The sequence below is a fragment of the Methanofollis fontis genome (assembly GCF_004297185.1).
Classification (GTDB): Archaea; Halobacteriota; Methanomicrobia; order Methanomicrobiales; family Methanofollaceae; genus Methanofollis; species Methanofollis fontis.
Genome location: NZ_PGCL01000002.1, coordinates 497,117 through 520,649 on the forward strand (window position 1 = coordinate 497,117; position 23,533 = coordinate 520,649).

27 protein-coding genes and 2 tRNA genes are annotated in these 23,533 nt (G+C 56.7%); 17 read left to right on the forward strand and 12 right to left on the reverse strand.

Annotated elements, in window-relative coordinates:
* Positions 1 to 368 precede the first annotated feature (368 nt).
* Together CUJ86_RS06305 and CUJ86_RS06310 are read left to right on the forward strand one after the other, a co-directional pair.
* Complete coding sequence (locus CUJ86_RS06305; protein WP_130646707.1) at positions 369 to 1,166, forward strand: hypothetical protein; 798 nt, start codon at positions 369 to 371, stop codon at positions 1,164 to 1,166.
* A 422-nt stretch (positions 1,167 to 1,588) separates the two neighbouring features.
* Positions 1,589 to 2,080 carry a hypothetical protein gene (locus tag CUJ86_RS06310; RefSeq protein ID WP_130646708.1) on the forward strand — a complete coding sequence of 164 codons (492 nt, stop codon included), beginning with the start codon at positions 1,589 to 1,591 and terminating at the stop codon, positions 2,078 to 2,080.
* 200 nt (positions 2,081 to 2,280) lie between these two features.
* Here CUJ86_RS06310 and CUJ86_RS06315 read toward each other — a convergent pair whose 3' ends face one another.
* Positions 2,281 to 2,949 carry a potassium channel family protein gene (locus CUJ86_RS06315; RefSeq protein ID WP_130646709.1) on the reverse strand — a complete coding sequence of 223 codons (669 nt, stop codon included), beginning with the start codon at positions 2,947 to 2,949 and terminating at the stop codon, positions 2,281 to 2,283.
* Positions 2,950 to 3,003: 54 nt separating this feature from the next.
* On the opposite strand from CUJ86_RS06315, the gene rnhB reads away from it, so the two are divergent.
* On the forward strand, positions 3,004 to 3,642 hold the full coding sequence (gene rnhB, locus CUJ86_RS06320) for a ribonuclease HII (protein WP_130646710.1): 639 nt from the start codon (positions 3,004 to 3,006) through the stop codon (positions 3,640 to 3,642).
* On the opposite strand, the gene CUJ86_RS06325 is transcribed toward rnhB, so the two are convergent.
* Positions 3,635 to 3,868, reverse strand: coding sequence for a hypothetical protein (locus CUJ86_RS06325; protein WP_130646711.1), 234 nt, complete (start codon positions 3,866 to 3,868; stop codon positions 3,635 to 3,637). The two genes, rnhB and CUJ86_RS06325, sit on opposite strands and share 8 nt — an antisense overlap.
* A gap of 291 nt (positions 3,869 to 4,159) precedes the next feature.
* Between CUJ86_RS06325 and CUJ86_RS06330 the strand changes: the two genes are divergently transcribed.
* The gene (locus tag CUJ86_RS06330; protein WP_130646712.1) at positions 4,160 to 5,464 is read left to right on the forward strand and encodes a site-2 protease family protein; all 1,305 of its coding nucleotides are present in this window, start codon (positions 4,160 to 4,162) and stop codon (positions 5,462 to 5,464) included.
* Between the two features lie 70 nt (positions 5,465 to 5,534).
* Here CUJ86_RS06330 and CUJ86_RS06335 read toward each other — a convergent pair whose 3' ends face one another.
* The 3 genes from CUJ86_RS06335 to CUJ86_RS06345 all read right to left on the reverse strand — a co-directional run bounded on the left by CUJ86_RS06335 (position 5,535) and on the right by CUJ86_RS06345 (position 7,376).
* Positions 5,535 to 5,696: a type 1 glutamine amidotransferase family protein gene (locus tag CUJ86_RS06335; RefSeq protein WP_207231385.1), complete on the reverse strand. Its 162-nt coding sequence runs from the start codon at positions 5,694 to 5,696 to the stop codon at positions 5,535 to 5,537.
* A 150-nt stretch (positions 5,697 to 5,846) separates the two neighbouring features.
* Positions 5,847 to 6,920 carry an SPFH domain-containing protein gene (locus CUJ86_RS06340; protein ID WP_130646713.1) on the reverse strand — a complete coding sequence of 358 codons (1,074 nt, stop codon included), beginning with the start codon at positions 6,918 to 6,920 and terminating at the stop codon, positions 5,847 to 5,849.
* Positions 6,921 to 7,376 carry an NfeD family protein gene (locus tag CUJ86_RS06345; protein WP_130646714.1) on the reverse strand — a complete coding sequence of 152 codons (456 nt, stop codon included), beginning with the start codon at positions 7,374 to 7,376 and terminating at the stop codon, positions 6,921 to 6,923. It abuts the gene before it with no gap.
* A gap of 461 nt (positions 7,377 to 7,837) precedes the next feature.
* On the opposite strand from CUJ86_RS06345, the gene CUJ86_RS06350 reads away from it, so the two are divergent.
* The gene (locus CUJ86_RS06350) at positions 7,838 to 8,545 is read left to right on the forward strand and encodes a tetratricopeptide repeat protein (protein WP_130646715.1); all 708 of its coding nucleotides are present in this window, start codon (positions 7,838 to 7,840) and stop codon (positions 8,543 to 8,545) included.
* On the opposite strand, the gene CUJ86_RS06355 is transcribed toward CUJ86_RS06350, so the two are convergent.
* From CUJ86_RS06355 to CUJ86_RS06380, 6 genes are all read right to left on the reverse strand, one after another.
* Positions 8,535 to 9,392: a damage-control phosphatase ARMT1 family protein gene (locus CUJ86_RS06355; protein ID WP_130646716.1), complete on the reverse strand. Its 858-nt coding sequence runs from the start codon at positions 9,390 to 9,392 to the stop codon at positions 8,535 to 8,537. The genes CUJ86_RS06350 and CUJ86_RS06355 overlap by 11 nt on opposite strands.
* A gap of 22 nt (positions 9,393 to 9,414) precedes the next feature.
* Positions 9,415 to 9,489 (reverse strand) — tRNA-Pro (locus tag CUJ86_RS06360).
* Between the two features lie 139 nt (positions 9,490 to 9,628).
* Positions 9,629 to 9,763 carry a hypothetical protein gene (locus tag CUJ86_RS12265; RefSeq protein WP_268878238.1) on the reverse strand — a complete coding sequence of 45 codons (135 nt, stop codon included), beginning with the start codon at positions 9,761 to 9,763 and terminating at the stop codon, positions 9,629 to 9,631.
* A 72-nt stretch (positions 9,764 to 9,835) separates the two neighbouring features.
* On the reverse strand, positions 9,836 to 10,621 hold the full coding sequence (minD, locus tag CUJ86_RS06370; RefSeq protein ID WP_130646718.1) for a cell division ATPase MinD: 786 nt from the start codon (positions 10,619 to 10,621) through the stop codon (positions 9,836 to 9,838).
* Between the two features lie 46 nt (positions 10,622 to 10,667).
* Positions 10,668 to 11,261, reverse strand: coding sequence for a hypothetical protein (locus CUJ86_RS06375; protein ID WP_130646719.1), 594 nt, complete (start codon positions 11,259 to 11,261; stop codon positions 10,668 to 10,670).
* Positions 11,262 to 11,276: 15 nt separating this feature from the next.
* Entirely contained in the window at positions 11,277 to 12,101 is an 825-nt protein-coding gene (locus CUJ86_RS06380; protein WP_130646720.1) for a hypothetical protein, read from the reverse strand.
* 549 nt (positions 12,102 to 12,650) lie between these two features.
* Between CUJ86_RS06380 and CUJ86_RS06385 the strand changes: the two genes are divergently transcribed.
* Positions 12,651 to 13,025, forward strand: coding sequence for a roadblock/LC7 domain-containing protein (locus CUJ86_RS06385; RefSeq protein ID WP_130646721.1), 375 nt, complete (start codon positions 12,651 to 12,653; stop codon positions 13,023 to 13,025).
* A gap of 1 nt (position 13,026) precedes the next feature.
* Positions 13,027 to 13,656 (forward strand): response regulator, encoded by a 630-nt coding sequence (locus tag CUJ86_RS06390; RefSeq protein WP_130646722.1) that lies wholly within the window; start codon positions 13,027 to 13,029, stop codon positions 13,654 to 13,656.
* A 28-nt stretch (positions 13,657 to 13,684) separates the two neighbouring features.
* Here CUJ86_RS06390 and CUJ86_RS06395 read toward each other — a convergent pair whose 3' ends face one another.
* Positions 13,685 to 14,110, reverse strand: a complete 426-nt coding sequence (locus tag CUJ86_RS06395) for a phosphate-starvation-inducible PsiE family protein (protein ID WP_130646723.1) — start codon at positions 14,108 to 14,110, stop codon at positions 13,685 to 13,687.
* Between the two features lie 136 nt (positions 14,111 to 14,246).
* Between CUJ86_RS06395 and CUJ86_RS06400 the strand changes: the two genes are divergently transcribed.
* From CUJ86_RS06400 to CUJ86_RS06445, 10 genes are all read left to right on the forward strand, one after another.
* Positions 14,247 to 14,320: transfer RNA gene (locus CUJ86_RS06400), tRNA-Lys, on the forward strand.
* A 75-nt stretch (positions 14,321 to 14,395) separates the two neighbouring features.
* A complete protein-coding gene (locus CUJ86_RS06405; protein ID WP_130646724.1) occupies positions 14,396 to 14,647 on the forward strand; it encodes a DNA-directed RNA polymerase subunit H in 252 nt (83 codons plus the stop codon).
* Positions 14,648 to 14,655: 8 nt separating this feature from the next.
* Positions 14,656 to 16,227, forward strand: a complete 1,572-nt coding sequence (locus tag CUJ86_RS06410) for a DNA-directed RNA polymerase subunit B'' (RefSeq protein WP_130646725.1) — start codon at positions 14,656 to 14,658, stop codon at positions 16,225 to 16,227.
* Complete coding sequence (gene rpoB / locus CUJ86_RS06415) at positions 16,224 to 18,038, forward strand: DNA-directed RNA polymerase subunit B (RefSeq protein WP_130646726.1); 1,815 nt, start codon at positions 16,224 to 16,226, stop codon at positions 18,036 to 18,038. Before CUJ86_RS06410 ends, rpoB begins: the two co-directional genes overlap by 4 nt.
* A 14-nt stretch (positions 18,039 to 18,052) precedes the next feature.
* Positions 18,053 to 20,692 carry a DNA-directed RNA polymerase subunit A' gene (locus tag CUJ86_RS06420; protein ID WP_130646727.1) on the forward strand — a complete coding sequence of 880 codons (2,640 nt, stop codon included), beginning with the start codon at positions 18,053 to 18,055 and terminating at the stop codon, positions 20,690 to 20,692.
* Positions 20,693 to 20,703: 11 nt separating this feature from the next.
* Complete coding sequence (gene rpoA2 / locus CUJ86_RS06425) at positions 20,704 to 21,861, forward strand: DNA-directed RNA polymerase subunit A'' (RefSeq protein WP_449405506.1); 1,158 nt, start codon at positions 20,704 to 20,706, stop codon at positions 21,859 to 21,861.
* A gap of 1 nt (position 21,862) precedes the next feature.
* Positions 21,863 to 22,153, forward strand: a complete 291-nt coding sequence (locus CUJ86_RS06430; RefSeq protein ID WP_130646729.1) for a 50S ribosomal protein L30e — start codon at positions 21,863 to 21,865, stop codon at positions 22,151 to 22,153.
* Entirely contained in the window at positions 22,154 to 22,606 is a 453-nt protein-coding gene (locus CUJ86_RS06435; RefSeq protein ID WP_130646730.1) for a NusA-like transcription termination signal-binding factor, read from the forward strand.
* A gap of 189 nt (positions 22,607 to 22,795) precedes the next feature.
* Complete coding sequence (locus tag CUJ86_RS06440; protein ID WP_207231386.1) at positions 22,796 to 22,966, forward strand: hypothetical protein; 171 nt, start codon at positions 22,796 to 22,798, stop codon at positions 22,964 to 22,966.
* A gap of 45 nt (positions 22,967 to 23,011) precedes the next feature.
* Positions 23,012 to 23,521: a DUF6141 family protein gene (locus tag CUJ86_RS06445; protein WP_130646731.1), complete on the forward strand. Its 510-nt coding sequence runs from the start codon at positions 23,012 to 23,014 to the stop codon at positions 23,519 to 23,521.
* Positions 23,522 to 23,533: the final 12 nt, after the last annotated feature.

Genomic DNA, 23,533 nt, shown 5'->3' on the forward strand with positions numbered 1-23,533 from the left:
AGGTTCGGATGAATCGCACAGGAATGTGAGATTCAGGTAAATAGGATAAACCCGGAAGTATAGACCCCTTCAATTCTTCATTTCTTTTTCATGCTCTCCGGTGGGTGGGGGTTACCCTGTTCACGATTCTATGACGTCCGGATGCTCATCTCATCATCGAACAATCCTCCTCCAGCAATAGTATGTCAGGACACCCGTCCCGAAATTCGTTGCATTGACTTCACTTAGGCCAATAGATTGGAATTTAGAGGCATTATCCGAAATAAAAAGGGTAAGAGGGACGCTGAGGGGTGAAAATCAGGAGGGGGCTAATATTAATATTCAGTACGCACCCACGTGCTGATCTGACATGAGCAGGGGGGTACTACGTGATCCGTAAACTATCGACATTGGTGATCCTTCTCCTCCTTCTATCGACGCTGAGCATACCGGCAACCGCCGTCGGCGGAAGCGGAGGTTCGGATGGGTCGGATGGAGCAGGTTCAGAAGGGCCAGGGACACCTGGAAATAGCGGCGATTCAGCCGGAGACGGGACTGCGCCATCTGATCCCGAAGGTCCCCAGGACCAGAAAACGCAGGAAGAGCAGGAGCGCAATCAGCAGGAAACCATCGAACAACCCGGCGTCCAGATCAACCAGCAGGACCGGGACCAGACGCAGGGAAGGACCAATGTCAGCACCGATGATGAAGCAATCATCCAGCAGAGAGACCGCGATCAATTCCTCGATCAGGTGAGCATGCGGGAGCAGAACCTTTCGGTTCAGAGAGAGGAAACATCGGTGGAAACCGCACTCTATGTGCTCTCCATCTCGGGCAATGTTACCGGGAGCAGCGGACCCGAACTGACCCGTCTTGGAACAGAACTGAACACCTCATTTGCCGCCGCATACGGGGCAGAACAGAAGATCAAGAGTCAGAACTCTCTGATGCGCATACTCTATGGCGGAGATCAGGAAGCCGCCGGACTGCTGATCCAGCATGCAGACCAGAACCAGCAGCAGATTCAGGTGATGGAGCAGCTGATAACAAACTGCTCGGACTGCGACCCGCAGGTGCGCCAGGTGCTCCAGGATCAGGTGCTGGTGCTCTCGCAGGAGCAGAACAGGCTTGCCGTTCTCGGGAGGGAGGAGCAGGCCAATAAAGGGCTGTTTGGCTGGCTGATCTGAGGCTCCGGCACCATCGGGCAGAGCGGGTCGGTTCAGGCGCCCTTGCCCGGTGATCAGGTAAAACCGTCGTGGAATAATTCCCCACGAAAGGGCCCGTATGCAAACGTCCGTATCGAATGCATACCGCCCACCCCCCCCAATCAGGCATTATCCCGAGGTTGTGCAGTGCAGTTCTCCAGCACCATACTTTTCGTATCATATCCCTCTCTAATCCAGGCCTGATTCTGCATCCAAACCACGATGGACCGTCGCCTTCACCATCCCTCCAGGAAGATCCGGTCGTCACTCTCTCAGGTGAGGGAGAAGCCCGTCCAGAGGGACGTGCAAGGGATGCCCCCATGGGGAAAGTACTTTATAGTGGCCACAAATATTCCGGGTGTTTACCGGTCCGTATCCGGACGACATCTGCGAGGTGTGAACAGATGGTGCGCATAAAAGATATTCCCGAGGGGACACGGTGGCTCATGGCCACCCACGTCCTGACCCGCCTGGTCGTTGCGCTCGGGCGGGCACCCGCCGAAGGGGGAACGATTCCTCCAGACATAGAGCGGCTATTCTCTGAGATGGGCGATGAGATCCGCATCATCGCCGACCGCTACGGGATGCCGCGCCAGCACGCCGCCGACCTGGTCCAGACGCTGGGCGCCGTCTCGGTCGTCCTCTTCGGACCGGCGTTCGAGACGCGTTTTATTGAGGGGTTTCCCGAAGAAGGTGTGATACGACTGACCGAGTGCGCCATGTTCAGGGACGAAACCGGCAGCGAGATCTCTCCTGCGGGCGTGCACGCCGTCTGCACCGCCTATGTCAGGCACGCCATTGAGGCCCTCAACCCGGCATATGAGATCACCACCACGCGGTCGAGGTGCGGCGGAGACCCCTTCTGTGAAATGGTCATCGAGCGGAAGAAAGGCTGACGCCATACGTCGTCCCGCAGTTCACATGCGATCCTGAGACCGGGGTGTGTCCGTCCACGACCGGGGCAACCCCCCCCTCATGCCAGAGATCCCCGTCCGGGCCAGTGACCCGCGGAGCAGTGGGTCACCTGCACCGGCATACCGGAGCCAGAACAGAGTAGAGGATCTTCAGGAGAGATTCCGGACAATCTCCGGCCCGGTTAATCCCCGGCACGCTTCAGCTGCCGGTTCAGGATATCTATGCACTCTTTTTCTGCCTCTTTTTTCGTGAAAACCGTGATGATGTCACCGGGGCGGATCTTCACATTCCCGCTCGGGATGATCAGTTCCCCGCCTGCCCTCCTGATCGCAATAAAGACGAAATTCTTCACCTCGAGTTCCTTGATCTCATGATCAATGAACGGCGCATTGTCCTCTGCCACGAATTCGAAGATTGTTCCGCCGGGAATCGAGGCCAGTTGCTGCATATTGGGATTTTCCGCCCAGTAATACAGGCGGGTGGCCACAAGTTCATCGGGATTTTCACTGATCTTCACCCCCACCTCCTTGAAGAAGGCGGAGTGACCCTTCTGGTTTACGATGGAGACGACATTCGCCACCTTATAGCGTTTCGCAAGCCAGCACGTCATCAGGTTGACCGCATCGTCGCTCGTCGTCGCCACCAGACTCTGGGCGCGATCGATTCCGGCGTCCTCCAGGATCGAGCTGTCGGTTGAGTTGCCGGTAATGGCGAGCACATCATATCGGTCCAGGATATCGTTGCACTTTGACTCGTCCTGATCGATAACAACAACACTATCGCCATGTTCCGCCGATATCGCCGCCAGGTTGCGCCCTATCCCGCCAAGACCAACGATGATGATGTACATCCACACCAGTTTGCCGCCCCACGCTTGAAATATCTTGTGCATCCACCATTGAGCATGATCTGCGGTGTCGATGAAGCCGGAAAGGGTGCGGTGCTCGGCCCGATGGTCGTGGCGGCGGTCGGATGCCGGGAGATGGACGACCTCCCCGCAGGTGTGCGCGACTCCAAGACTCTCACCCCCAAACGGCGGGAGAGCCTGTATGATGAGATCACCACCGCATTCCCCTTCACGGTTATTGAGGTGACGGCAGGAGAGATCGATACACTCCGCAAGGAGGCGAGCATGAACACGATCGTCGCCCGGATGCATGCACGGGCGATCGCCGCCCTCGCCCCTGAAACAGCCTATTGCGATGCGTGTGACGTTGATGAAGAACGCTATGGCAGGACCGTTGCAGCATTCAGCGGCATATCATGCAGGGTCATTGCCCGCCACCACGGAGACGCCCTCTATCCTGTGGTCAGTGCCGCCTCGATCGTCGCAAAGGTAACAAGAGACAGGGAAATTATAAAATTAGCCGAAGAATACGGACCAATAGGGAGTGGATATCCATCTGATTCCCGCACCATTGCCTTTATCGATGACCATATCGAGGCACGAGGGCATCCCCCCTCCATTGCCCGTCGGAGCTGGAAGACCGTGGAATCGTTGATGGAAGGGCGGCGTCAGCGAACATTCGGTGATTTTAGGTGACAATTAGGGCCGCAAATCGCTTGATCTCGATCACCGACAGGGTACACCCGGGCAACACCACCGTCAACAGAAAACCGGTCGGTGTCAGCACATACGCCGAAAAGATACTGAGCAGCGGAACCCCGTCAGGGTCAATACCAAAGTGGATAACAAGAACAGTCGCTGAAGCGGCGGCGAACACCACCAGAAGACAGATCATACAGGCCATTATCACTTTCCTTCTCATACCTATCGTCCCCGTGTTTCACACCCTCCCCTCGATGTATAAGGAGTCATGACAGCACACAATCCCCCCCTCACAGTGAAGGCGGCAGATGACCAATAAACACAATAACATAAAATAGTTTCTATAAAAATACAGCCATCAGAATCCATCGGGCACCTCATTTCAGGAGAACAGACCTCTATTCTACATTATGTCAGCAATTCATCCCATTATCCTGAGAGGGACAGAAGGGATCGGACCGGTCACCGGGAAGAATCATTATCATGACCGGGGAACCACCAGTATCATCAGATGGACTGGTTACTCATCCTCATCGCCCTCATCCTGATCTATATCCTTGCCGCCGCATACGTCAGGATGACAGGGCGCTTTTCGGACCATATCTCCTTTTATGGTCCGATCATGATGATTAAAACATCAAAGGTCGGTTTGTTCGATCGTTTCAGGCCCTATTCAACACTGCTCAGGGCCTATGGGACATTCGGCGTCGTGATGGTGGTGATCGCCGCCGTGCTGATGACTCTGATGCTCGTCCTCTCCTTCCGGTTGACCCTGATCGTCCAGCCCGAACCCACCGGGATCTACAAACCCCAGAACATCCTGCTTCTTCCCGGTATCAATGAGTATGTCCCCTCTACCTTCGCTGTCTGGTTCGCCTTCTTCCTGACGCTTGCCGTCCACGAATTCGGACACGGGGTGCTCTGCAGGATCGAGAATATCAGGGTGAAGAGCGCCGGTCTCCTCTATGCCGTCATACCCATCGGCGCCTTTGTCGAGCCCGACGAGGAGGACGCGGAACGGGTTCACGGCATGCCCAAGGCACGGATGCTCGGTGCCGGCATCACAAACAACATCGTGCTGGGCGTCATCTGTTTCATCTCCTTCATTGTGATCGTGGGAATGGCGACACCCCTGAACACCCCGGCGATCTACGGCGTGTATGAAGGAGGGCCCGCCAATAGTGCGGGGGTGCCGACGCAGAGTGTTATCACGGAGATCGACGGCATCGATGTCTCAACGCGTGATGATGTCTCCGCCCTGCTCAATCAGACGCTTCCGGGGGAGACCATCGACCTCACCGTCGACAAGGACGGTGTCACCACGGAGTATCCGGTGACACTCTCAGAATGGCCGCAGGAGATCACCGATCAGATCGGACCGCGGGAATCGGGCTATATGGGCATCTATTATTATGACGCAGGTGCAGTCCAGGGGATTGTCGGGCAGATGTTCTCACCGATCGGATTCCTGCGCTTTGTGACCATTCCCTTCGACATGTCGATCGGCGGGCAGCAGTTGAAGGTGCTCGCCTTCACCACGCCGGCAACGGCCTATTATGAGGTGCCGTTCCCGATGTTCTGGGAGGTCGTCCACCTCCTCTTCTGGTCGGCATGGATCAATATCAACGTCGGCATCTTCAATGCCATACCCATGGTCCCCCTCGACGGCGGATATATCCTCAAGGAGGGGGTGGACCGCCTGCTCCAGCCGCGAGGACTCGGCCGCTATGCCCAGACGATCGTGTTTGTGGTCTCATGGCTGCTGCTCTCGATGATGATCGGACTCATCGTCCTGCCCTATCTCCTCCATATCTGAGACGCCCATACCTTTTTTATAACGCCGCACCCATCCCCACTCCGCTGGAAAACGGCTGTATCCACCCCCTTCACTCCTTCACCGTTCCGGCCGTCGGGTCGACGCCGGCGATGTCCGTGTCTGGAAGGACCCTCGTCCCCCCGAGCGACGCAACCGGCCCTTCTGAAAGCCCGAAGGTGAGCACCCGATACCTCCTGTTCTTCGGAAAACTCCTGTTCGTATCAGAGACCATCGAGACCGCGAGCGGTGTCTCCCAGTCGGCAAAAGAAGAGCATGCAAAAGAGATAGACCCGATCTTTCATCCGTTCGCCGCAGATAAGAGTTCACAGGCCGGGATGAAGAATGTGCACGGCTGCTGGAACCGGAGTCCCGAAAAAAAAGATCACGGGTCTTTGTGCATCGGCCCGGTCTTCAACTCCTCTATCGTCTCACCACTCTCCACCTCCTGCTCGAGCTGCTTGAGGAGACGCTCTACCTCCTCGGGCTTCGGGATCTCGCCCAGGATCCCCTCATCCAGTCCGGCAGTAGCGGGAGCCTCTTCTTCGGCCATCTCTTCTGTCATCCCCAGGAAACGGGCGCTCTGTTTCACCAGGCTGGTGATCTCGAACGGGAAGATGATCTTTGTCGCCTGTCCGTCGGCCATCGCCCGCAACGCATCCAGGGAGAGGACCGTGATCGCCTTTTTGTCGAGCGGCTGTGATCCAAGAGAGAGGATCCGCAGCCCCTGCGCCTCGCCCTGCGCCTGCAAAATCCGGGAAAGCCGTTCGCCCTCGGCGCGGAGAACCTTGCTCTGCCGTTCACCTTCCGCTTCGAGGATGATACTCTGCCGGTTCCCCTCGGCGCGAAGGATTGCCGAACGCTTGTCGCCCTCGGCACGGAGGATCGCCGCACGCCGCTCACGTTCGGCCGCCGTCTGTTCGGTCATCGCCTGTTTGACCGCCCCGACCGGATCGACCTCCTTGATCTCCACCCGCTCGACCTTCACACCCCACTGATCGGTCTCACGGTCCAGGATATCCCGCAGGCGGGTGTTGATCAACTCCCGGTTGTAGAGCACCTCGTCGAGCTCCATGTCGCCGATGATCCCTCGGAGACTTGTCTGGGCGAGGGCGACCGTCGCCATCCGGTAATTCGAGACCTCAAAAAACGCCTTCTCCGGATCGACCACGCGCGTATAGACAATGGCATCAACATTGGTCGGCGAATTGTCCTTCGTGATCACCTCCTGCGAGGGCACATCCATCACCGTCGTCCTGAGATCGAGCTTTTCGACGATCGTGATCAGGGGAATGACCCAGCGAAAACCGGGGTTCAATCGTCCAACATATTTTCCCAGACGGATCTGAAGCCCCTGCTCATAGGGCTGAACGATCACGACCCCTCTCGACATGATATAGATGATGACCAGGATCAGAAAGATCGTGATCAGGTTGTTGAGGATTTCTGCCAGAACCATTTATTTCACCTCACGGACGACCACATGCACCCCTTCCGAGTGCACAACCGAGACCTTCGAACCTGCCGGGATAGCCTCCCCCTCTGAACGGGCGGACCATTCAACACCATCGATCAGCACCTTGCCGCTGATGCTCTCGGCATCGACATCTCGTATCACCCTCCCCTCTCGACCCGCCACCGAATCACGACTGATGGTCGTTGGTTTCTCATCAGGGGTGATGCGGGAGTAGAGCCAGACGGTGACGGCCGCCGCTGCAAGGGCCGCTCCGACACCGGCAACGACCCCGAGGGCCGATCCGAAGACATCAAATCCCATCACAAAGAGGACACCCAGGATGATCATCACCGTTCCAGGAACGGCGATAAAAAAACCGGGGTTTGTTGCCTCGATCAGGAGAAAGACCGCACCAAGGACGATCAGAATCCAGCCGATGGAAATGCCCAGCAACTCCATGAGTGATGATGCGGCAGGTGGGCATATAAAATTGTCTCGTACGTCTGATGAAGAGAGAAGAGCAGATTTGCAAACAATTTTCCGATTGCCATGATGGAGAGGATCAGGATGACCATGCACCCAGCGCCAGGGAGTGCCGGCATGGGGGTGACAGCAGCACCAAACTCAGCGACACCTCTGGCAGCATTCCTTTCCGTTGGTCTTTTCTGGAATACTAAAATCATGTAACAGTCTGGATTCAACGGTGAAAACGTGCGGGTAAAACAGCAGCAGGGATGATCCCTCATCTACTCCCCGAACAGCCAACCGATGAGAATATTGGCATATGTTGCTCAACTCCAAAATTTAGAGAGAAATCCACATCAAAATCTATATATGTCGCATAACAAATAATCGAAACATACAAAAATATTAAATATAAAATACAACATTAGTTGTTATTATCAGACTATCGTGATCCAATGTTCGATGTCCCCCGTCAGAAGAGGTATGCACTTGGCTGGTACAATGAAGGGATCACCCACCTGTCCATGCAGGAATATGAAGAAGCGCTCTCATTCTTCGACCGTGCACTTCGTGCAGTCCCTGATCACCCCGACTTTCTCATCGGAAAAGGCGAGGTGCTGCTGGCGGTGGGGAAGTATCAGGAGGCATACCCACTGTTCCTCCATGCGGCGACAATCGAACCGGATAACCTTCGGGCGCTGATACTGCTCGGCAACGCCCTTGTCAAACTTGAGATGTTCGAACCGGCAGACGAAGCCTTTCTGGCGGCACTCACCATCAACCGGTATGACGGAGAGGCCTGGCTTGGACATGGCATCGCCAGTTTTCACCTGCACCGGACCGATGAAGCCAGAGAGGCATTTGAAAAAGCGCTGAAAATGAAGCCCGGTCAGCCCGAGCTGCTCTATTATTGCGCACGAACCGCCCGAACGGACAACGCGGCCATCGAATACCTGATCCGCGGCTGCCGCCTTGACCCGAACAATATCGATCTCCTCACCGAGATGTCGGAGCGACTTATCAAACTCGGCAGATATCGGGAGGCCGCTCTTTTCTGTTCTCGGGCCGAACAGCAATCGCCCGGGAATCCCCGTATCGAAGCGATCATCAGCCGGTGCATGGAGGCGATGATGACACAGGAAGGAGAGGCGGTCACTCCCTGAGAAGGGCAACAGCCGATCCCTTCGGGACACCGGTCATCTCTGCGATTGTCTCACACTTCACCGCCATCAGATGGACGACCGGCAGAATATCATTGTAATCGGTGAGTGATTCATAGTTCGCCATCCCCTTGGCGATGACCAGTGTGCACCGTTCGAGCGCATCGGCCAGGTCTTCGGGGATCAGGTCCAGATTCACCCCCAGTTCCCGCTCACCCCGGGTGGTCGTAGTCAGGCGATCGGCCACCGCATCAAGACCGAGGGCGAGGGCATCCGCGATCGTGGCGTCATTCAGTATCGGTGCGCCACGCACCACAAACGTCACGTCACTCCCCATAGACTTCAGATAGCGGATCAGGAGACGGTCGAACACGATCTCCCCGCAGTTATCGGCAATATAGACCACCCGCCTGCAGAGAGGGAGGACACGGTCGGTATCGTCGATCGCAAGCCCCTGCCTCCGTCCGGCAGAGAAAAACGAGAGGTAATCGCGCGTGACATGATGGGAGGCAACACCATAGTCAAAGGTGTTCCCCAGCACCGCCGCCAGAACATGATCATGAAAAGTCAGGAGCTCCGGGCCGATCGCATCCGCCGCCACCAGTGCCTCGGCGTTGTCCCGCTCCTTGAGGCGCAGGTATGGGTCATCGCATCCGATCAGGTCATAGGCACAGCGGTGAACGGCGCTCGCCAGCACCGGTGCCGGCACCCGCTGCTGCTGCCCGCCCTCAAGAACAGATTCAGCGGCCTTTCGGATCTCCATGATCCGGACCGGGTCATCCAGAATAAGACCCGCTTCATATTCCACCCGTGAGAGGAGGCACTCCCTGCACCGAGGCTGAAATTGCATAAAAAACACCTTTGAAAAAGAATGGGGTCACCGCGATTCGAACGCGGGTCAGAAGACCCCCAGTCTCCTAGGATGGTCCAGGCTACCCTATGACCCCATGCGACTCTATACATTTCGACGTCGCCATATATGTACCCTTCCGTCGGGAGGAGCGTTATCCGACCAAATGAGGGGACAGAAAACAGGTGCGTTCATGGGGGCGCAGAACGCCCCCGATGGAAAATGGAGAGGTGTGATCAGATCCTGAGCTGCTTGAACTTCTCTACATTCTTGGTCAGCGCTTCCAGTTCACTGTCGGTGATGCGCATCCTGCTTCCCAGAACGTCCACTTCCTTGAGGAGCTGCTGGATTCGCACATACATGATGTACATGATGAAGAGCTGCAGGACTATAACAATTCCAAGAATTATGAGGAGAATTCCTCCCATGCCAAATGCTTCCATTTACCGTTTCCCCCTGAAGAGAGTTTTGGCCAGGCGTTCGATGAAGCCTTCACGTTCTGAGGCGGCGTCTTCCTGATAGTCACACCCGGCGATCTCAGCCGCAATTTTTTTGATCGCACGCGAGGCACCCGATGTGGGGTGTTTAATCACAACCGGTGTTTTATACGCAGCTGATTCACGAACAAAAGTGTCCTCAGGGATGGTGCCAAGGCAGGCAACACCCAGAGAACGCTCAATTTTCTGTTCGACGAAGTCAAGATTGTCCTTTCCGGTACGGTTGATGATTGCATACTGGACGTGTCCCCCCACCAGTTCCGTCAGGATTTTTGTTTTCAGCGCATCGACGATGGAGGAAAGTTCCGGGTTCACGACCAGTATCACCTCATCGGCCACCGCGAGGGGCACCACACCGTCCCTGCTGATCCCTGCCGGCGCATCAATCAGCAGATAATCACACCGATCGACCAGTTCGTGCATCACCTCCCGCAGGCGGTCAGGGTTTGCATCCTGGAACCCCTGCAGGGAGATGCCGCTCGGCACCACCTTCAGTCCGGCCGGACCGTCATAGATGGCCTCATCGATGGAGGCCTTTCCGGCAAGCACCTCATGGAGGGTCACCGGGGCGTTCTCCAGCCCGAGGAGGATCCCGATATTTGCCATTCCTACATCTGCATCCAGGATAAACGTCTCCTTCCCGAGCTGCGCAAGGGCGGTGCCGAGATTAACCGTAACGGTCGTTTTCCCGGTGCCGCCTTTTCCAGATGCAATTGTATATGCTCTGATCATCTCATACCTCGCCAGTTGGTTCTCATTTCCACTCCTCTATCTGCCGTTACAACCACTGCTTCAGAATGGATACGACATCGTCCTCCATCCCCTGAACCCAGTTTTCAGGGATATTGTGTTTTGTTCTGATGATCCCGACCATATCGGAACCCTTATGCCGGATGCCAAAGAGCATCACCTGAGGGTCATCGGGGAGATTCCCGCTGGCGAACACATGGCTGTAGCGCGCGGCGTCGTCGGTTGCATCTTCCTCCGATGAAGCGACCAGGAGACCGTCATCGGTCGCAACCGTGAAGGCATCAAGGTAATACTTCTCACACAGGGCATTCATGCTCTCCAGGATGTTGGAGCGCCCCGTGATCAGTTCGATCTTCTTCGGGGGCTTATCCAGCTCCACCTGCCGTGTCCGTTCGATATGTTTGAACAGCCTGAACATATCCACCGGCGCCTGTGCAGGACCACCGATCATCGACCGCAGCTGGGCGGCCTGTTGTCGTTCCTGACCTTCTTTCCGGATTGCATCGAGCTGCTCCCTGATCCTGATCAGGTACAGCATGCATCCGGCGACACCCACACCTATCAGCGCAAGGATGACCACACCGATCTCACCGAGCGCTACGAGCATTGCTCCATCTTCCATCGTCTGATCACACTCCTACTCTTTCTCCTCATCGACAAGATGACCAAGTTCGAGGCGGTCCAGGATTGAGATATAACCGGCCTTCAGATCTCTGGCCATCTCGAGTGCATCGATTGAATCGAGGGCGGCGAGGTGTTTTAGAGTCGGATCGATTCCTTCACTCCGAACCCCCACCCTCTCCTGTATTCTCTCAATTTCTGGCTTTGGCGCCGGTTTTGGTCGGAATGTCGCCGATCGTGTGAGGGAATGCCGCGCCATACCGGCATTCTCCCTGACCGCCGTACCGGACCGAACCGGAGGTTCGGGCACCGTCCCCCTGACCGAACCCCCCTTTATCGGACCTTCGATCAGGAACCGCTGATTGAACTCACATGCCAGGTTGATCTGTGCGGCGGTGAGCGAGTAGATGCTGACACCGAATCCACCGGAAAGGTGTTGTGCATCCTGCAATGCATCAGAACCACACAATCCTGCTGATTCAGCAAGGATACAGATTCCGCCTGAAAAAACCAGAGAGAATGTCCCTGATTCTCCTGAAAATATGCCATAGCCCGTAAAACCTTCACTGGCAAACTCCTCAAGAACTTCCCGGACAAACACTCCTTTTTTCATTTCGCTGAAGGATCCGCGGGGGACCTGGAGGCGGGAGACACCAACTGATCTCCCGGTCCTGCCAGAACCCTTATCTGATCGGCGCCCCGGCGTACTGCGTTCCTGCTGGACGGCCGGAGGCGAAATCCGTGCATGCGCATTGAATTCAATCGCCAGCCCGATCTGCTGGGACGTGAGTCGATATACCCCGACTTCAACCGACGTATTTCCGATTTTCTGGATTTCCATTAATGCTTTGTCTCCTTTGAGACCATTGCACTCTGCGAGGACGCAAGCACCTTCGGAAAAGACCAGTATCACCATATCACCCCCATATCCCGCCTGCAGGTAACCGGAAAAACCGGTTTCCGTGGACTCGGCGAGGAGGGAGGACAGAGGAGTATCTCGCCGGATAGAAGAGAAGGTACCTCTCGGAATATCCATTAATATGGTGTAGTGATTGTAGATATTATAACTCTATGTTTATCATCGAAAAACGAATGACATATATATGATCATTCAGGAGTAGTAGAATCAACATTAAAGGATACCCATTCGGCATTATCAGGAGAACAGACCCCCCATGCCAAATACCAGAAGATACATGAGAATATAACAATGAGAGGCATCAATAATCCAGAAATAATGGAGGTCGGACTATTTTTCCAGTAAAAACGGTCAATTTTTCAGGCCAGGATCCAGGCAGGGCAAGACCAACGCATATTGGGTATCATGCCCCATTTGAGCAGAAAGAAAAACCAAAAAGAATTATATGAACAAGCATAAGGTACACTGGGCATGTCAGAACATCAGGGATTAAAGGAGAGGATCAATCGATTCATCCAGCAGATAATGGATGTCAGAGGCATTACCGCCTGCGTTCTTGCCTCACGCGACGGCATCCTGATGGGCAAGGCATTCGCACAGGGAGTATCAGTTCCCTCGTTTGCCGCCATGAGTGCAACCATGCTCGCATCTGCAGAAGCAGCAGCCAGCATATCACATATCCAGCCCCCGGACATGATCCTGGTCAGAAGTCCCGACGCCATGCTGCTCGTGATGAGCGCAGGCGAACGCACCCTCCTGACGGCCGTCCTGGATGCGCAGACGGAGGCAGACGCCACCTATGCAGCCCTCCTCCCCATTACGGCCGAGATTGCGGAGGTGCTCTGAGATGTACACAGTCCTCGTTGTCGATGACAGCCCCTTTATCGTTGACGTATTTGTAACGATGCTCGAACGCGGGGGCTATCAGGCGATTGCAGCCTATAGCGGCGAAGAGGGGCTGGAAGTACTCAAGACCGTCGTTCCTGATCTCATCCTGCTCGACATTATGATGGAACCGATGGACGGTTGGGAGACACTCGAGAACATCAAAATCAACCCAAGAACACGCGACATCCCCGTCCTGATGCTGACAGCAAAACAGCTGACACCAGACGAAGCGGAAGGTTACGGATCCTATATCGAGGACTATATTCTCAAACCGATCACCCACCGCGAACTCTATGACGCCATTGAACGGGTGCTGAAACGTCGGGAGACGATCATCAGAGATGTTGAACGGGCAAAAGAGGCAGGCCTCGATAAAAATCTGGTCGACGAATATGCACGCCTTGCCAAGGGAGTGGACGTCAACAACAGGCTGCTCCGTATTCTTGAGACGACCTACAATATCAATGATTCCCGGGCAAGCGAGAAGATCTCGCTCGCCATACGGAATATGGAGAACAGCATCAGGTTCCAGCAGAGTCGCCTTGCACAGATAAAAGAAGATATTGAAGGCCTTCAGAAAAGCCAGTAAAACGGCACTCAAGGCCGCCTTCGATCCTTCACCTCTCTTTTCCTACAAGATACACGGCAGCAGTAAGCACGGCAATCACGGCCACGGTCCCCATCACATCGATGATGTCAGTGGGTTCGAGCCCATAGATGAGCACCTTCCTGACCATCGCCGTCATTCCCGCAATCAGTATCGGACGCACCTGAAGACGGCTTGTCCTGAAATAGGCGATCACCGTCTCAAGAATCTCGATAATGATGATCGTGACGAGCAGGGCATGAAGAACCTGAAGAACATTGTCTGTCAGGGTTCGGCCCACCAGGACATCCAGAAACTGGAGCAGAACATCATATAATGAGACAACGGCGAGCAGGACGAGCACGACTGCAATGCACAGATAAATTATATTGTTGACGCGGACGATGGCGTCGATCGCCCAGCGCATCTGGGGAATATTGTCGTCAGGCCCATCCATTATCGATTAATCAGAAGCGGAGCAGTTAAATCTTATCATGACCCATAGGAGAGTATCCCAGGCGATTCCGGAGGACCGAATGGTCCCGATAACTTTATATCCCCAAACGACATTGTAATAGTGCTGTCTGGACGATGGGCCCATAGCTCAGTTAGGTAGAGCGCCTGGCTTTTAACCAGGTGGTCGGGGGTTCAAATCCCTCTAGGCCCGCTGCCATGGCACAGTCTGTGGTTTTTATGTGGTGATACATCTGAATTTGACTCTTTCTCGTCTGGGGGACTAAGGATGAGCACCAGATTTAATGTTCTGGAACATGTAATGGTGCCGGATCATCAGAACATGAGCGAAGAGGAGATCGCCGAACTCCTCAAACGCTTTGCGATTACACTCGACCAGCTACCCCGCATCTACAGCGACGATCCCTCCACCAAGGCGATCGGTGCAACGATCGGGGATGTCATCAGGATTACACGGAAAAGTCAGACGGCAGGGGTTGCCGAGTCCTATCGGTATGTCGTCAAGAGACCGAAAAAATAACGGGGCGGATGAATCTGTTGGACAGAAGTATATTATCGAGGGCGTACTTCTCAGGGGAACACGTCGCCCGCCACCAGCTCGACTCATATAACTATTTTCTTCAGCACAACCTGCAGAAGGTCGTGGATGAACAGCGTATCATCGAGACCGACATCGAACACAGGGGTAGAAACAGCGAACCGGTATGGGTGGAACTTGGCACGATCAGGATCCTGAAACCGATGGTGAGGGAGGCCGACGGATCGCAGAGTCTTCTGCATCCGGCCGAAGCGCGCCTGCGCAACCTCACCTATGCAGCACCGATCGAACTTGACATGACCCTGGTGCAGGGCGACGTGCGCGGGGAACCGTTCACGACGACCGTGGGGCAACTTCCCATCATGGTCGGATCGGTCGCCTGCAACCTCTATGGCCTCTCGGACGACGAGCGGGTCGAACAGGGGGAGGATCCGCTGGACCCGGGCGGCTATTTTATCGTAAACGGATCCGAGCGGGTGCTGATGACACTCGAGGACCTGGCGTCGAACAAGATCATGACCGAGTTCACCGAGCGCTACAATGAGCGGATCTATGTGGCGAAGGTCTTCTCCCAGTTCAGAGGCTATCGTGCCCTGGTGGTTGTTGAGAAGAACAAGAAGAACCTTCTCGAGGTGTCATTCCCCTCGGTTGCAGGCCATCTGCGTTTTGTTGACCTGATGAGGGCACTCGGCCTCGGGAGCGACCGCGAGATCGTCGAGGCAGTCTCGACCGACGAGGAGATCCTCACTTATATGATGCAGAACCTCGAGGAGTCGGAGTGCGACTCGGTGGAGAGCGGCATCATGTATGTCGGCAAAAAACTCGCCCCGAACCAGACCCGCGAGTACCAGCGGCGCAGGGCGGAGTTTGTGCTCGACTCATATCTCCTGCCTCACCTCAACTACCTGATGCCCGAGAAGCTCAAGGAAGATGACCCGAACTATGAGGAGATTGTCACCGGCGTTCGCCTTGCAAAGGCCCATTTCCTGGGCAGAATGGCCGAGGCATGTTTCGACCTCGTGCTCGGGCGCCGCAAGATCGACGACAAGGACCATTACTCAAATAAACGGCTGAAGCTGGCCGGAGACCTGATGGAGGACCTCTTCAGGATCTCCCTGAACCGCCTCACCCGCGACATCAAATACCAGCTCGAACGGGCAAGCATGCGGCACCGCGATCTCTCCATTTCGACCGCGGTCAGGGCGGACGTCCTCACCGAACGTCTCCTCCACCCCCTTGCCACTGGCAACTGGGTGGGTGGACGGACCGGTGTTTCGCAGCTGATGGACCGGACAGACCGGATGAGCGTGCTCTCCCATCTGCGCCGCGTCATCTCGCCGCTCTCCCGGTCACAGCCCCACTTCGAGGCCCGTGACCTGCATCCGACCCAGTGGGGCAGGATCTGCCCGTCCGAGACCCCTGAAGGTCCAAACTGTGGTCTGGTGAAGAATTTTGCCCAGATGGTGGAGATCTCGAAAGGCTATGACAATACAGAGGAGGTCAAGACCATCTTCTACAACCTCGGCGTGGAGCCGCTGACCCTCGGAGGGGACAGACCATGAAGAAATCACGTGTATTTCTGGACGGTTCGCTGATCGGACTCGTCGAGAACCCGGTCGAACTCGTGGAAAAGGCGCGGGCAATGCGCCGGCATGGCGCAATCTCAAACGAGGTGAACATTGCCTATGAGGAGTTCAACGGCGACGTGGTGATCAACACCGACCGCGGCCGTGCCCGGCGCCCGTTGATCGTCTTGAAGGACGGAAAACCCCTGATCACAAACGAAGATCTCGCCGATCTCGCCAGTTCAGAGGCCACGTTCGGGGATATCATCCACCGCGGCCTGATCGAGTTTGTCGATGCCGAGGAGGAGGAGAACCTCTTCATTGCCATCACCGAGGATGCGGTCACCCCCGACCACACCCATCTCGAGATCGATCCCTCCCTGATCCTGGGCATCGGGGCGGCGCACGTGCCCTTCCCGGAACACAACGCATCGCCGCGTGTCACGATGGGCGCTGGCATGGTCAAACAGGCGCTCGGTTTCGCCGCCTCCAATATGAAGCTCCGCCCGGACACCCGTGCCAACCTCCTCCACTACTGCCAGAAGCCGATGGTCTATACGCAGGCATCCGACCTGATCGGATCCGATGACCGTCCGGCAGGGCAGAACTTCACCGTGGCCATTCTCTCCTACGAGGGCTACAACATTGAGGACGCCCTCATCTTCAACAAGGCCTCGATCGAGCGCGGTCTCGGCCGATCCCATTTCTTCAGGACCTATGAGGGAGAAGAACGGCGTTACCCCGGTGGACAGGTGGACCGCATCCAGATACCGGACGAGGAGGTCTCAGGGGCCCATGGCGCCGAGTACTACCAGAACCTCGATGACGACGGCGTGATCAATCCCGAGACCGTGGTGCGCGAGAAGGACGTCCTGATCGGAAAGACCTCACCTCCGCGTTTCCTTGAGGAACCGAGCGGCGAATTGATCGCCGTCGAAAAAAGGCGCGACACCTCGGTGACGATGCGCTCCAACGAGCACGGCATCGTGGATACGGTGATCATCACCGAGGGAGAGAACTCCTCCAGACTCGTCAAGGTACGGACCCGCGACCTGCGTGTACCAGAGGTGGGAGACAAGTTCGCATCCCGTCACGGTCAGAAGGGTGTCGTCGGCTGGATCGTCCCGCAGGAGAACATGCCCTTCAACGAGATGGGGATCGCACCCGACCTCGTCATCAACCCGCACGCTGTCCCGAGTCGGATGACCATCGGGCACATGCTCGAGATGATCGGGGGCAAGGTGGGCGCACTCGAAGGGCGCCGGATCGACGCCACCCCCTTCAGGGGAGAGAAGGAGGAGGAGATGCGCGAGTCGCTGAAGGCGCTCGGCTTCGCCCATACCGGCCGCGAAGTGATGTACGACGGTTATACCGGCAAGCAGTTCCATGCGGATATCTACATCGGCGTGATCTACTACCAGAAGCTCTACCACATGGTCTCATCGAAGATGCACGCCCGTTCCCGCGGCCCCATCCAGGTGCTCACCAGGCAACCGACCGAGGGTCGTGCCCGTGAGGGTGGTCTGCGGTTCGGTGAGATGGAGCGCGATGTCATGATCGGTCACGGTGCGGCGATGGCCCTCAAGGAACGTCTCCTCGACGAGTCCGACAAGGTCCAGCAGTTTGTTTGCGCCCGTTGCGGCATGGTTGCAATGCTCGACAAGAAGCGCAATGTCACCCGGTGCCTCAACTGCGGTTCTGAAACCGACATCTACTCGGTCGAGATGAGTTATGCATTCAAACTCCTTCTCGATGAGATGAAGAGCATGGGGATTGCACCGCGCCTGCGGCTTGAGGATATGGTATAAGGGGGGAACAGGATATGACAAGCCCAAAAAGAATTGGAAGGATCGAGTTCGGCCTCCTCTCGCCCAAGGAAATCCGCGAGATGAGCGTCAGGAAGATCATCTGGGCCGACACCTATGACGACGACGGTTACCCCTACTCACAGGGATTGATGGACCTCCATCTCGGTGTGATCGATCCCGGCATGCGCTGCAAGACCTGCGTCCAGAAGGCAAGTGACTGTCCGGGCCATTTCGGCCATATCGAACTCGCCAAACCGGTGATTCATGTCGGCTATACCCGCCTGATCAGGAAACTGCTCCGTGTCACCTGCCGCAGCTGCGGCAGACTGCTCCTCTCGCCCGAGGAGATCTCAAAGATCGTCGGGCCCGATGAGGAGAGCAGCGATCTGGTCACGGAGAAGGACATCAAGAAGGAGCGCGAGTGCCCGTACTGCGGCGAGCAGCAGTTGAAGGTGAACTTCGAGAAGCCCACCACCTTCTCCGAGGTGATCGTGGAGGAGAACGGCAAGAAGGGTGAGCACAAACTCACTCCTGCCGACATCCGCGCCCGCCTCGAACGGATCCCGAACGACGACCTCAGACTCCTCGGGATCAACCCGGATGTGGCGCGGCCAGAGTGGACGATCCTGACCGTCCTCCCGGTTCCGCCGGTGACGATGCGTCCGTCAATCATCCTGGAGAACGGACAGCGTTCAGAGGACGACCTGACCCACAAACTCGTGGACATCATCAGGATCAACCAGCGCTTCAAGGAGAACCAGGACGCAGGCGCCCCGCAGCTGATCATCGAGGACCTCTGGGAACTGCTCCAGTACCATGTCACCACCTACCTGGACAACGAGGTGGCGGGGTGCCCGCCGGCACGCCACCGCTCGGGTCGCCCCCTCAAGACCCTCTCCCAGCGGCTGAAAGGGAAGGACGGCCGGTTCAGGGGATCTCTTTCCGGAAAGCGTGTGAATTTCTCCGCCCGTACGGTTATCTCGCCCGATCCATTCCTGGATGTGAATGAGGTCGGCGTGCCGCTGGCAATCGCAAACGAGATGTCGGTGCCGGTGCGGGTGACGACCCATAACATGGATGTGGCCCGGTCCTTTGTCAGAAACGGCCCGAACAGGGAGCAACTCCAGGACCCGCCAGGCGCGAACTACGTGATCCGGGCGGACGGACGCCGTATCCGCATATCCGATGAGAACCGCGAGGAGGTCGCCGACCAGATCGAGCACGGCTGGACGGTGGAACGGCAGCTCCGCGACGGGGACATCGTCCTCTTCAACCGTCAGCCCTCCCTGCACCGGATGTCGATCATGGCCCACCACATCAAGATCATGGGTGGGAAGACCTTCCGCCTGAATCCGGCTGTCTGCCCGCCATATAACGCCGACTTCGACGGGGACGAGATGAACCTGCACGTCCCGCAGACCGAAGAGGCGATGGCCGAGGCCGAGATCCTGGTGAACGTTCAGGAGAACATCCGCTCGCCGCGTTTCGGCGGCCCGATCATCGGCGGCATACATGATCACATCTCCGGGATCTTCCTCCTGACCCACGAGCTCCGCTGGTTCACGAAGGACGATGCCCTCTACCTCCTCAAGCATGCGGACGTCCGCCACCTCCCCGAACCCGGCAGGATCGAGGGCGGTGTGCCCTACTGGAGCAATAAACAGGTCTTTTCCGCCATTCTTCCTGACCGGATCAACATGGTCTTCCGCGCCTCCTCCTGCCAGCACTGCGAGACCTGCAAGAAGGGGGAATGTGACCGCGACGCCTATGTCCAGATGCGCGACGGCGAACTGCTCACCGGCACCATCGACAAGAAGGCAATCGGTGCCTTCGACGGCGAGATCGTGAACCGGATCATCCGCCAGTACTCACAGAAGCGGGCGGCGCAGTTCATCAACGACGTCACCCGCCTCTCGATCCGCTCGATCATGTATGACGGTTTCTCGTTCGGTATCGACGACGAGGACCTCAGCAAGACCGAATACGGTATGATCGACGAGGTGCTCGACAACGCCGAGCGCGATGTCCGCCGCCGGATCCAGATCTATGAAGAAGGGCAGCTCGAACCGATGCCCGGCCGTACCGAGGAGGAGACGCTGGAGATGCAGATCATGCAGGTGCTCGGCAAGGCCCGTGACCGCACCGGTGAGATCGCCTCCCGCCACCTCGGTCTCTCAAACTCTGCCGTGGTAATGGCGGTCTCTGGTGCTCGTGGCTCGATCCTGAACCTGACCCAGATGGCCGGTTGTGTCGGTCAGCAGTCGGTGCGTGGCGAGCGGATTGTGCGTGGCTACGACCAGCGCACCCTGCCGCACTTCAAGCGGCAGGACCGCGGTGCCGACGCCCACGGCTTTGTGCGGTCTTCCTACAAGCGGGGGCTTAACCCGACCGAGTTCTTCTTCCACGCCATCGGCGGTCGTGAAGGTCTTGTGGATACGGCGGTTCGTACCTCGCAGTCTGGTTACCTGCAGCGGCGGATGATCAACGCCCTCCAGGACCTGAAGGTGGAATACGACCGTTCAGTTCGAACGACCGGCGGTCGGATGCTCCAGTTCATCTATGGTGAGGACGGCACCGACCCGACAAAGAGCAGTTATGGCGAACCGGTGGACGTGAAAAGTGTCGTTGAAAATGTTTTGAAGGAGGAGGTCTGATGGACGAATCAATGCTGGCCGCGATCCATGCGACCGACCTCCCTGAGGCGACCAAGAACGAGCTGATAAACAGCCTTGAGAGCAGAGAGGTCTCGGACGAGCAGTTCTCCCTGATCATGAACGGGGTGCAGGAAGAGTACAGACGTACACGGATCGAACCCTGCGAGGCATGCGGTATTGTTGCCGCCCAGTCGCTGGGTGAACCGGGCACGCAGATGACGATGCGTACCTTCCATTATGCCGGTGTGGCCGAGATCAACGTCACCCTCGGTCTGCCCCGTCTGATCGAGATCATGGACGCCCGCAAGGAACCATCCACACCGACGATGACGATCCATCTCGAGCCCGAGTACAGCAGTGACCGCGACCGCGCCCGTGAGGTCTCATGGCAGATCGAGGCGGCCCCCCTCCACGAGTTCGGGGATATCGTCACCGACATGGCGAACATGCAGGTGGTGATGCACCTGAAGAAAGAGGTCTGCGACAAGCGGAAGATCCCGATGGCCGAGATCATGGAGCGTGCACCCCAGAAGATCCGTGAAAAACGTCATTACAGGGATTTCGAATCGGATTCCGATGAACACACCGGAAACCTCATCTTCACCCCCAAGAACGAAACCTACCAGAACCTCTTCCAGCTGGCGGATCATGTCCGGAATGTCATTGTTCAGGGGATCGACGACATCGAGCGGGTGGTCGTCCGGAAAGAGGGTGGAGAGTATATACTTTATACTGAAGGCTCCAACCTAAAGGACGTGTTCGAGGTCGAAGGTGTCGACACCACCCGTACCCGCACCAACAATATCAATGAGATATCTCAGATCCTCGGGATCGAAGCCGCCAGAAACGCCATCATCGATGAGATGAAGAGCACCCTCGGCGAGCAGGGTATCTCGGTCGATGTCCGGCACATCATGCTCATTGCGGATATGATGTGTATGGACGGCGAGGTCAAGCAGATCGGCCGGCACGGTATTGCAGGCGAAAAAGAGAGTGTGCTCTCCCGTGCCGCCTTTGAGGTGACGGTAAACCACCTCCTCGACGCGGCGGTCGCAAATGAAACCGATATTCTCAACGGCGTGACGGAAAACGTCATTGTCGGCCAGCCGATTCAACTCGGCACCGGGGATATCAGGCTGATCGCCAAACCCATAAACCAGGAGAATTGATATGGACTTTAACGAGTCTTTGAGAAGAGCCATAAAAACCGGAAAGGTCTTCCTTGGACAGAATTCAACCGAAGAATGTGTCAATGCCGGAAAGGCCCAGCTTGTTGTAATTGCACAGAACTGCCCCGCAGCATTCAAAGAGGTGCTGCTCGCACGGGAAGATGTTTCATCCTATGTCTTTGACGGTTCAGGCATGCAGCTCGGAAAGGCATGCGGTCGCCCGCATGTCGTGAGTGCGCTTGCCATCGTCGAACCGGGCGAGTCGGACATTCTCAGCATCAAGAGGGCCTAAATGGCAGAGATAACGTTAACCGAAGACTGCATGCGGCTGATCTCCCAGTTCGAGAACATGACCGGTGCCGGGAGCCGGGACTGTATCGTCGACGAGCGGAACGACCGTATCATCTTCGTGATCAATCCTGGTGACATGGGCCTTGCAATCGGGAAGAAGGGTGTGACAATCAAGAAGGCATCAGACACCTTCGGCAAGCGTATCGAGGTTGTCGAATATTCATCCGATGCCGAGCAGTTTCTGAAGAACTGTTTCCTTCCGGCGCAGGTCACCTCGATCTCGTTCTCGACAGACGGAGACGGCGAGAAGATCGCCCATGTCGACGTCAGGGCAGAGGATCGCGGGCTTGCTATCGGCAAGGAAGGAAAGAACATTTTTAAGGCAAAGAGGCTCGCATCCAGGCAGCATGACATCTCCGATGTCCAGCTCGTCCAGGATGACGAGGACTTCTGAATCCTTTTTTAGCGACGTTATTTACACCGATGGACCACCATCGGGCACATGGGACTCTCAGCACCGTTTCCGAACTGCACCGTACCCACCGGCAGTCTCGAATACGGAGGCGCTGATCCGGAAGGCGGAAACGATTTTTCACGACCTCGGCGTGGAAACCGAAGTTGTAAGGGTGAACGATTACCGGCAATGAGGACGGAGCGCATAGGGTGGCGGCACCCACCCGGGAGCACGATACCGCCGAACGCCGACTGCTACCGGGTCGGGGATGCGGGTCCGGGACCGGGTTATATCGAGGCAGGAGGCGAGGAGAGTGAGCAGACAGGGAAGTCTCCGGGCCGGCACCCGAATGCATTTTAAAAGGAAAGGGGAACTGATGAAGATGTGTTCAGGAGAGTACGTGCCATGAACGAGGTGTTTTACCGAGAAGTCCAGCATTTCCGGCAGGTCTGGGTCTGGGCGATCCTGCTGGTGATCACCGCCATCTCATGGTGGATGGCAGTGCAACAGTTGATCCTGGGCAGGGCGTTCGGCCCCAACCCGGCGCCGGACTGGGCGGCAACCCTGATATTCATCGTCTTCGGTATACTCTTCCCACTCTTTTTCATCGTGCTCACCCTCACCCTTGAAGTGCGGACCGACGGTTTATATTACCGTTTTTTCCCGCTTCACCTCTCTTTCCGCCGGATTGGCTGGGAGGAGACGGAGGAATACAGGCCGATCACCTACTCGCCGTTGCGGGAGTACGGCGGATGGGGGATCCGCCGGGGGCGGCACGGGTGGGCGTACACCACCGGCGGAAACCGGGGCGTCCTCTTCAGGCTGTCAGATGGCAGATGCCTTCTTTTCGGTTCGGACGATGCGGACGCCCTTGCCGCAGCGGTCCGGTCGGCATCCGGGAAACGGCGCGGATAGCAGCCCACCGCT

Coding starts and splice junctions, on each gene's coding strand:
- CUJ86_RS06330 (WP_130646712.1), top strand. CDS start 4,160: ATGGACTGGTTACTCATCCTCATCGCCCTCATCCTGATCTATATCCTT.
- rnhB (WP_130646710.1), top strand. CDS start 3,004: ATGATCTGCGGTGTCGATGAAGCCGGAAAGGGTGCGGTGCTCGGCCCG.
- CUJ86_RS06340 (WP_130646713.1), bottom strand. CDS start 6,920: ATGGTTCTGGCAGAAATCCTCAACAACCTGATCACGATCTTTCTGATC.
- CUJ86_RS06430 (WP_130646729.1), top strand. CDS start 21,863: ATGGACTTTAACGAGTCTTTGAGAAGAGCCATAAAAACCGGAAAGGTC.
- CUJ86_RS06390 (WP_130646722.1), top strand. CDS start 13,027: ATGTACACAGTCCTCGTTGTCGATGACAGCCCCTTTATCGTTGACGTA.
- CUJ86_RS06335 (WP_207231385.1), bottom strand. CDS start 5,696: ATGGTCTCTGATACGAACAGGAGTTTTCCGAAGAACAGGAGGTATCGG.
- CUJ86_RS06420 (WP_130646727.1), top strand. CDS start 18,053: ATGACAAGCCCAAAAAGAATTGGAAGGATCGAGTTCGGCCTCCTCTCG.
- CUJ86_RS06435 (WP_130646730.1), top strand. CDS start 22,154: ATGGCAGAGATAACGTTAACCGAAGACTGCATGCGGCTGATCTCCCAG.
- CUJ86_RS06345 (WP_130646714.1), bottom strand. CDS start 7,376: ATGGAGTTGCTGGGCATTTCCATCGGCTGGATTCTGATCGTCCTTGGT.
- CUJ86_RS06325 (WP_130646711.1), bottom strand. CDS start 3,868: ATGAGAAGGAAAGTGATAATGGCCTGTATGATCTGTCTTCTGGTGGTG.
- CUJ86_RS06410 (WP_130646725.1), top strand. CDS start 14,656: ATGAATCTGTTGGACAGAAGTATATTATCGAGGGCGTACTTCTCAGGG.
- rpoA2 (WP_449405506.1), top strand. CDS start 20,704: ATGCTGGCCGCGATCCATGCGACCGACCTCCCTGAGGCGACCAAGAAC.
- CUJ86_RS06315 (WP_130646709.1), bottom strand. CDS start 2,949: ATGTACATCATCATCGTTGGTCTTGGCGGGATAGGGCGCAACCTGGCG.
- CUJ86_RS06350 (WP_130646715.1), top strand. CDS start 7,838: ATGTTCGATGTCCCCCGTCAGAAGAGGTATGCACTTGGCTGGTACAAT.
- CUJ86_RS06405 (WP_130646724.1), top strand. CDS start 14,396: ATGAGCACCAGATTTAATGTTCTGGAACATGTAATGGTGCCGGATCAT.
- CUJ86_RS06380 (WP_130646720.1), bottom strand. CDS start 12,101: ATGGAAATCCAGAAAATCGGAAATACGTCGGTTGAAGTCGGGGTATAT.
- CUJ86_RS06310 (WP_130646708.1), top strand. CDS start 1,589: ATGGTGCGCATAAAAGATATTCCCGAGGGGACACGGTGGCTCATGGCC.
- CUJ86_RS06375 (WP_130646719.1), bottom strand. CDS start 11,261: ATGGAAGATGGAGCAATGCTCGTAGCGCTCGGTGAGATCGGTGTGGTC.
- CUJ86_RS06445 (WP_130646731.1), top strand. CDS start 23,012: ATGAACGAGGTGTTTTACCGAGAAGTCCAGCATTTCCGGCAGGTCTGG.
- CUJ86_RS12265 (WP_268878238.1), bottom strand. CDS start 9,763: ATGTACATCATGTATGTGCGAATCCAGCAGCTCCTCAAGGAAGTGGAC.
- CUJ86_RS06440 (WP_207231386.1), top strand. CDS start 22,796: ATGAGGACGGAGCGCATAGGGTGGCGGCACCCACCCGGGAGCACGATA.
- minD (WP_130646718.1), bottom strand. CDS start 10,621: ATGATCAGAGCATATACAATTGCATCTGGAAAAGGCGGCACCGGGAAA.
- CUJ86_RS06355 (WP_130646716.1), bottom strand. CDS start 9,392: ATGCAATTTCAGCCTCGGTGCAGGGAGTGCCTCCTCTCACGGGTGGAA.
- rpoB (WP_130646726.1), top strand. CDS start 16,224: ATGAAGAAATCACGTGTATTTCTGGACGGTTCGCTGATCGGACTCGTC.
- CUJ86_RS06395 (WP_130646723.1), bottom strand. CDS start 14,110: ATGGATGGGCCTGACGACAATATTCCCCAGATGCGCTGGGCGATCGAC.
- CUJ86_RS06385 (WP_130646721.1), top strand. CDS start 12,651: ATGTCAGAACATCAGGGATTAAAGGAGAGGATCAATCGATTCATCCAG.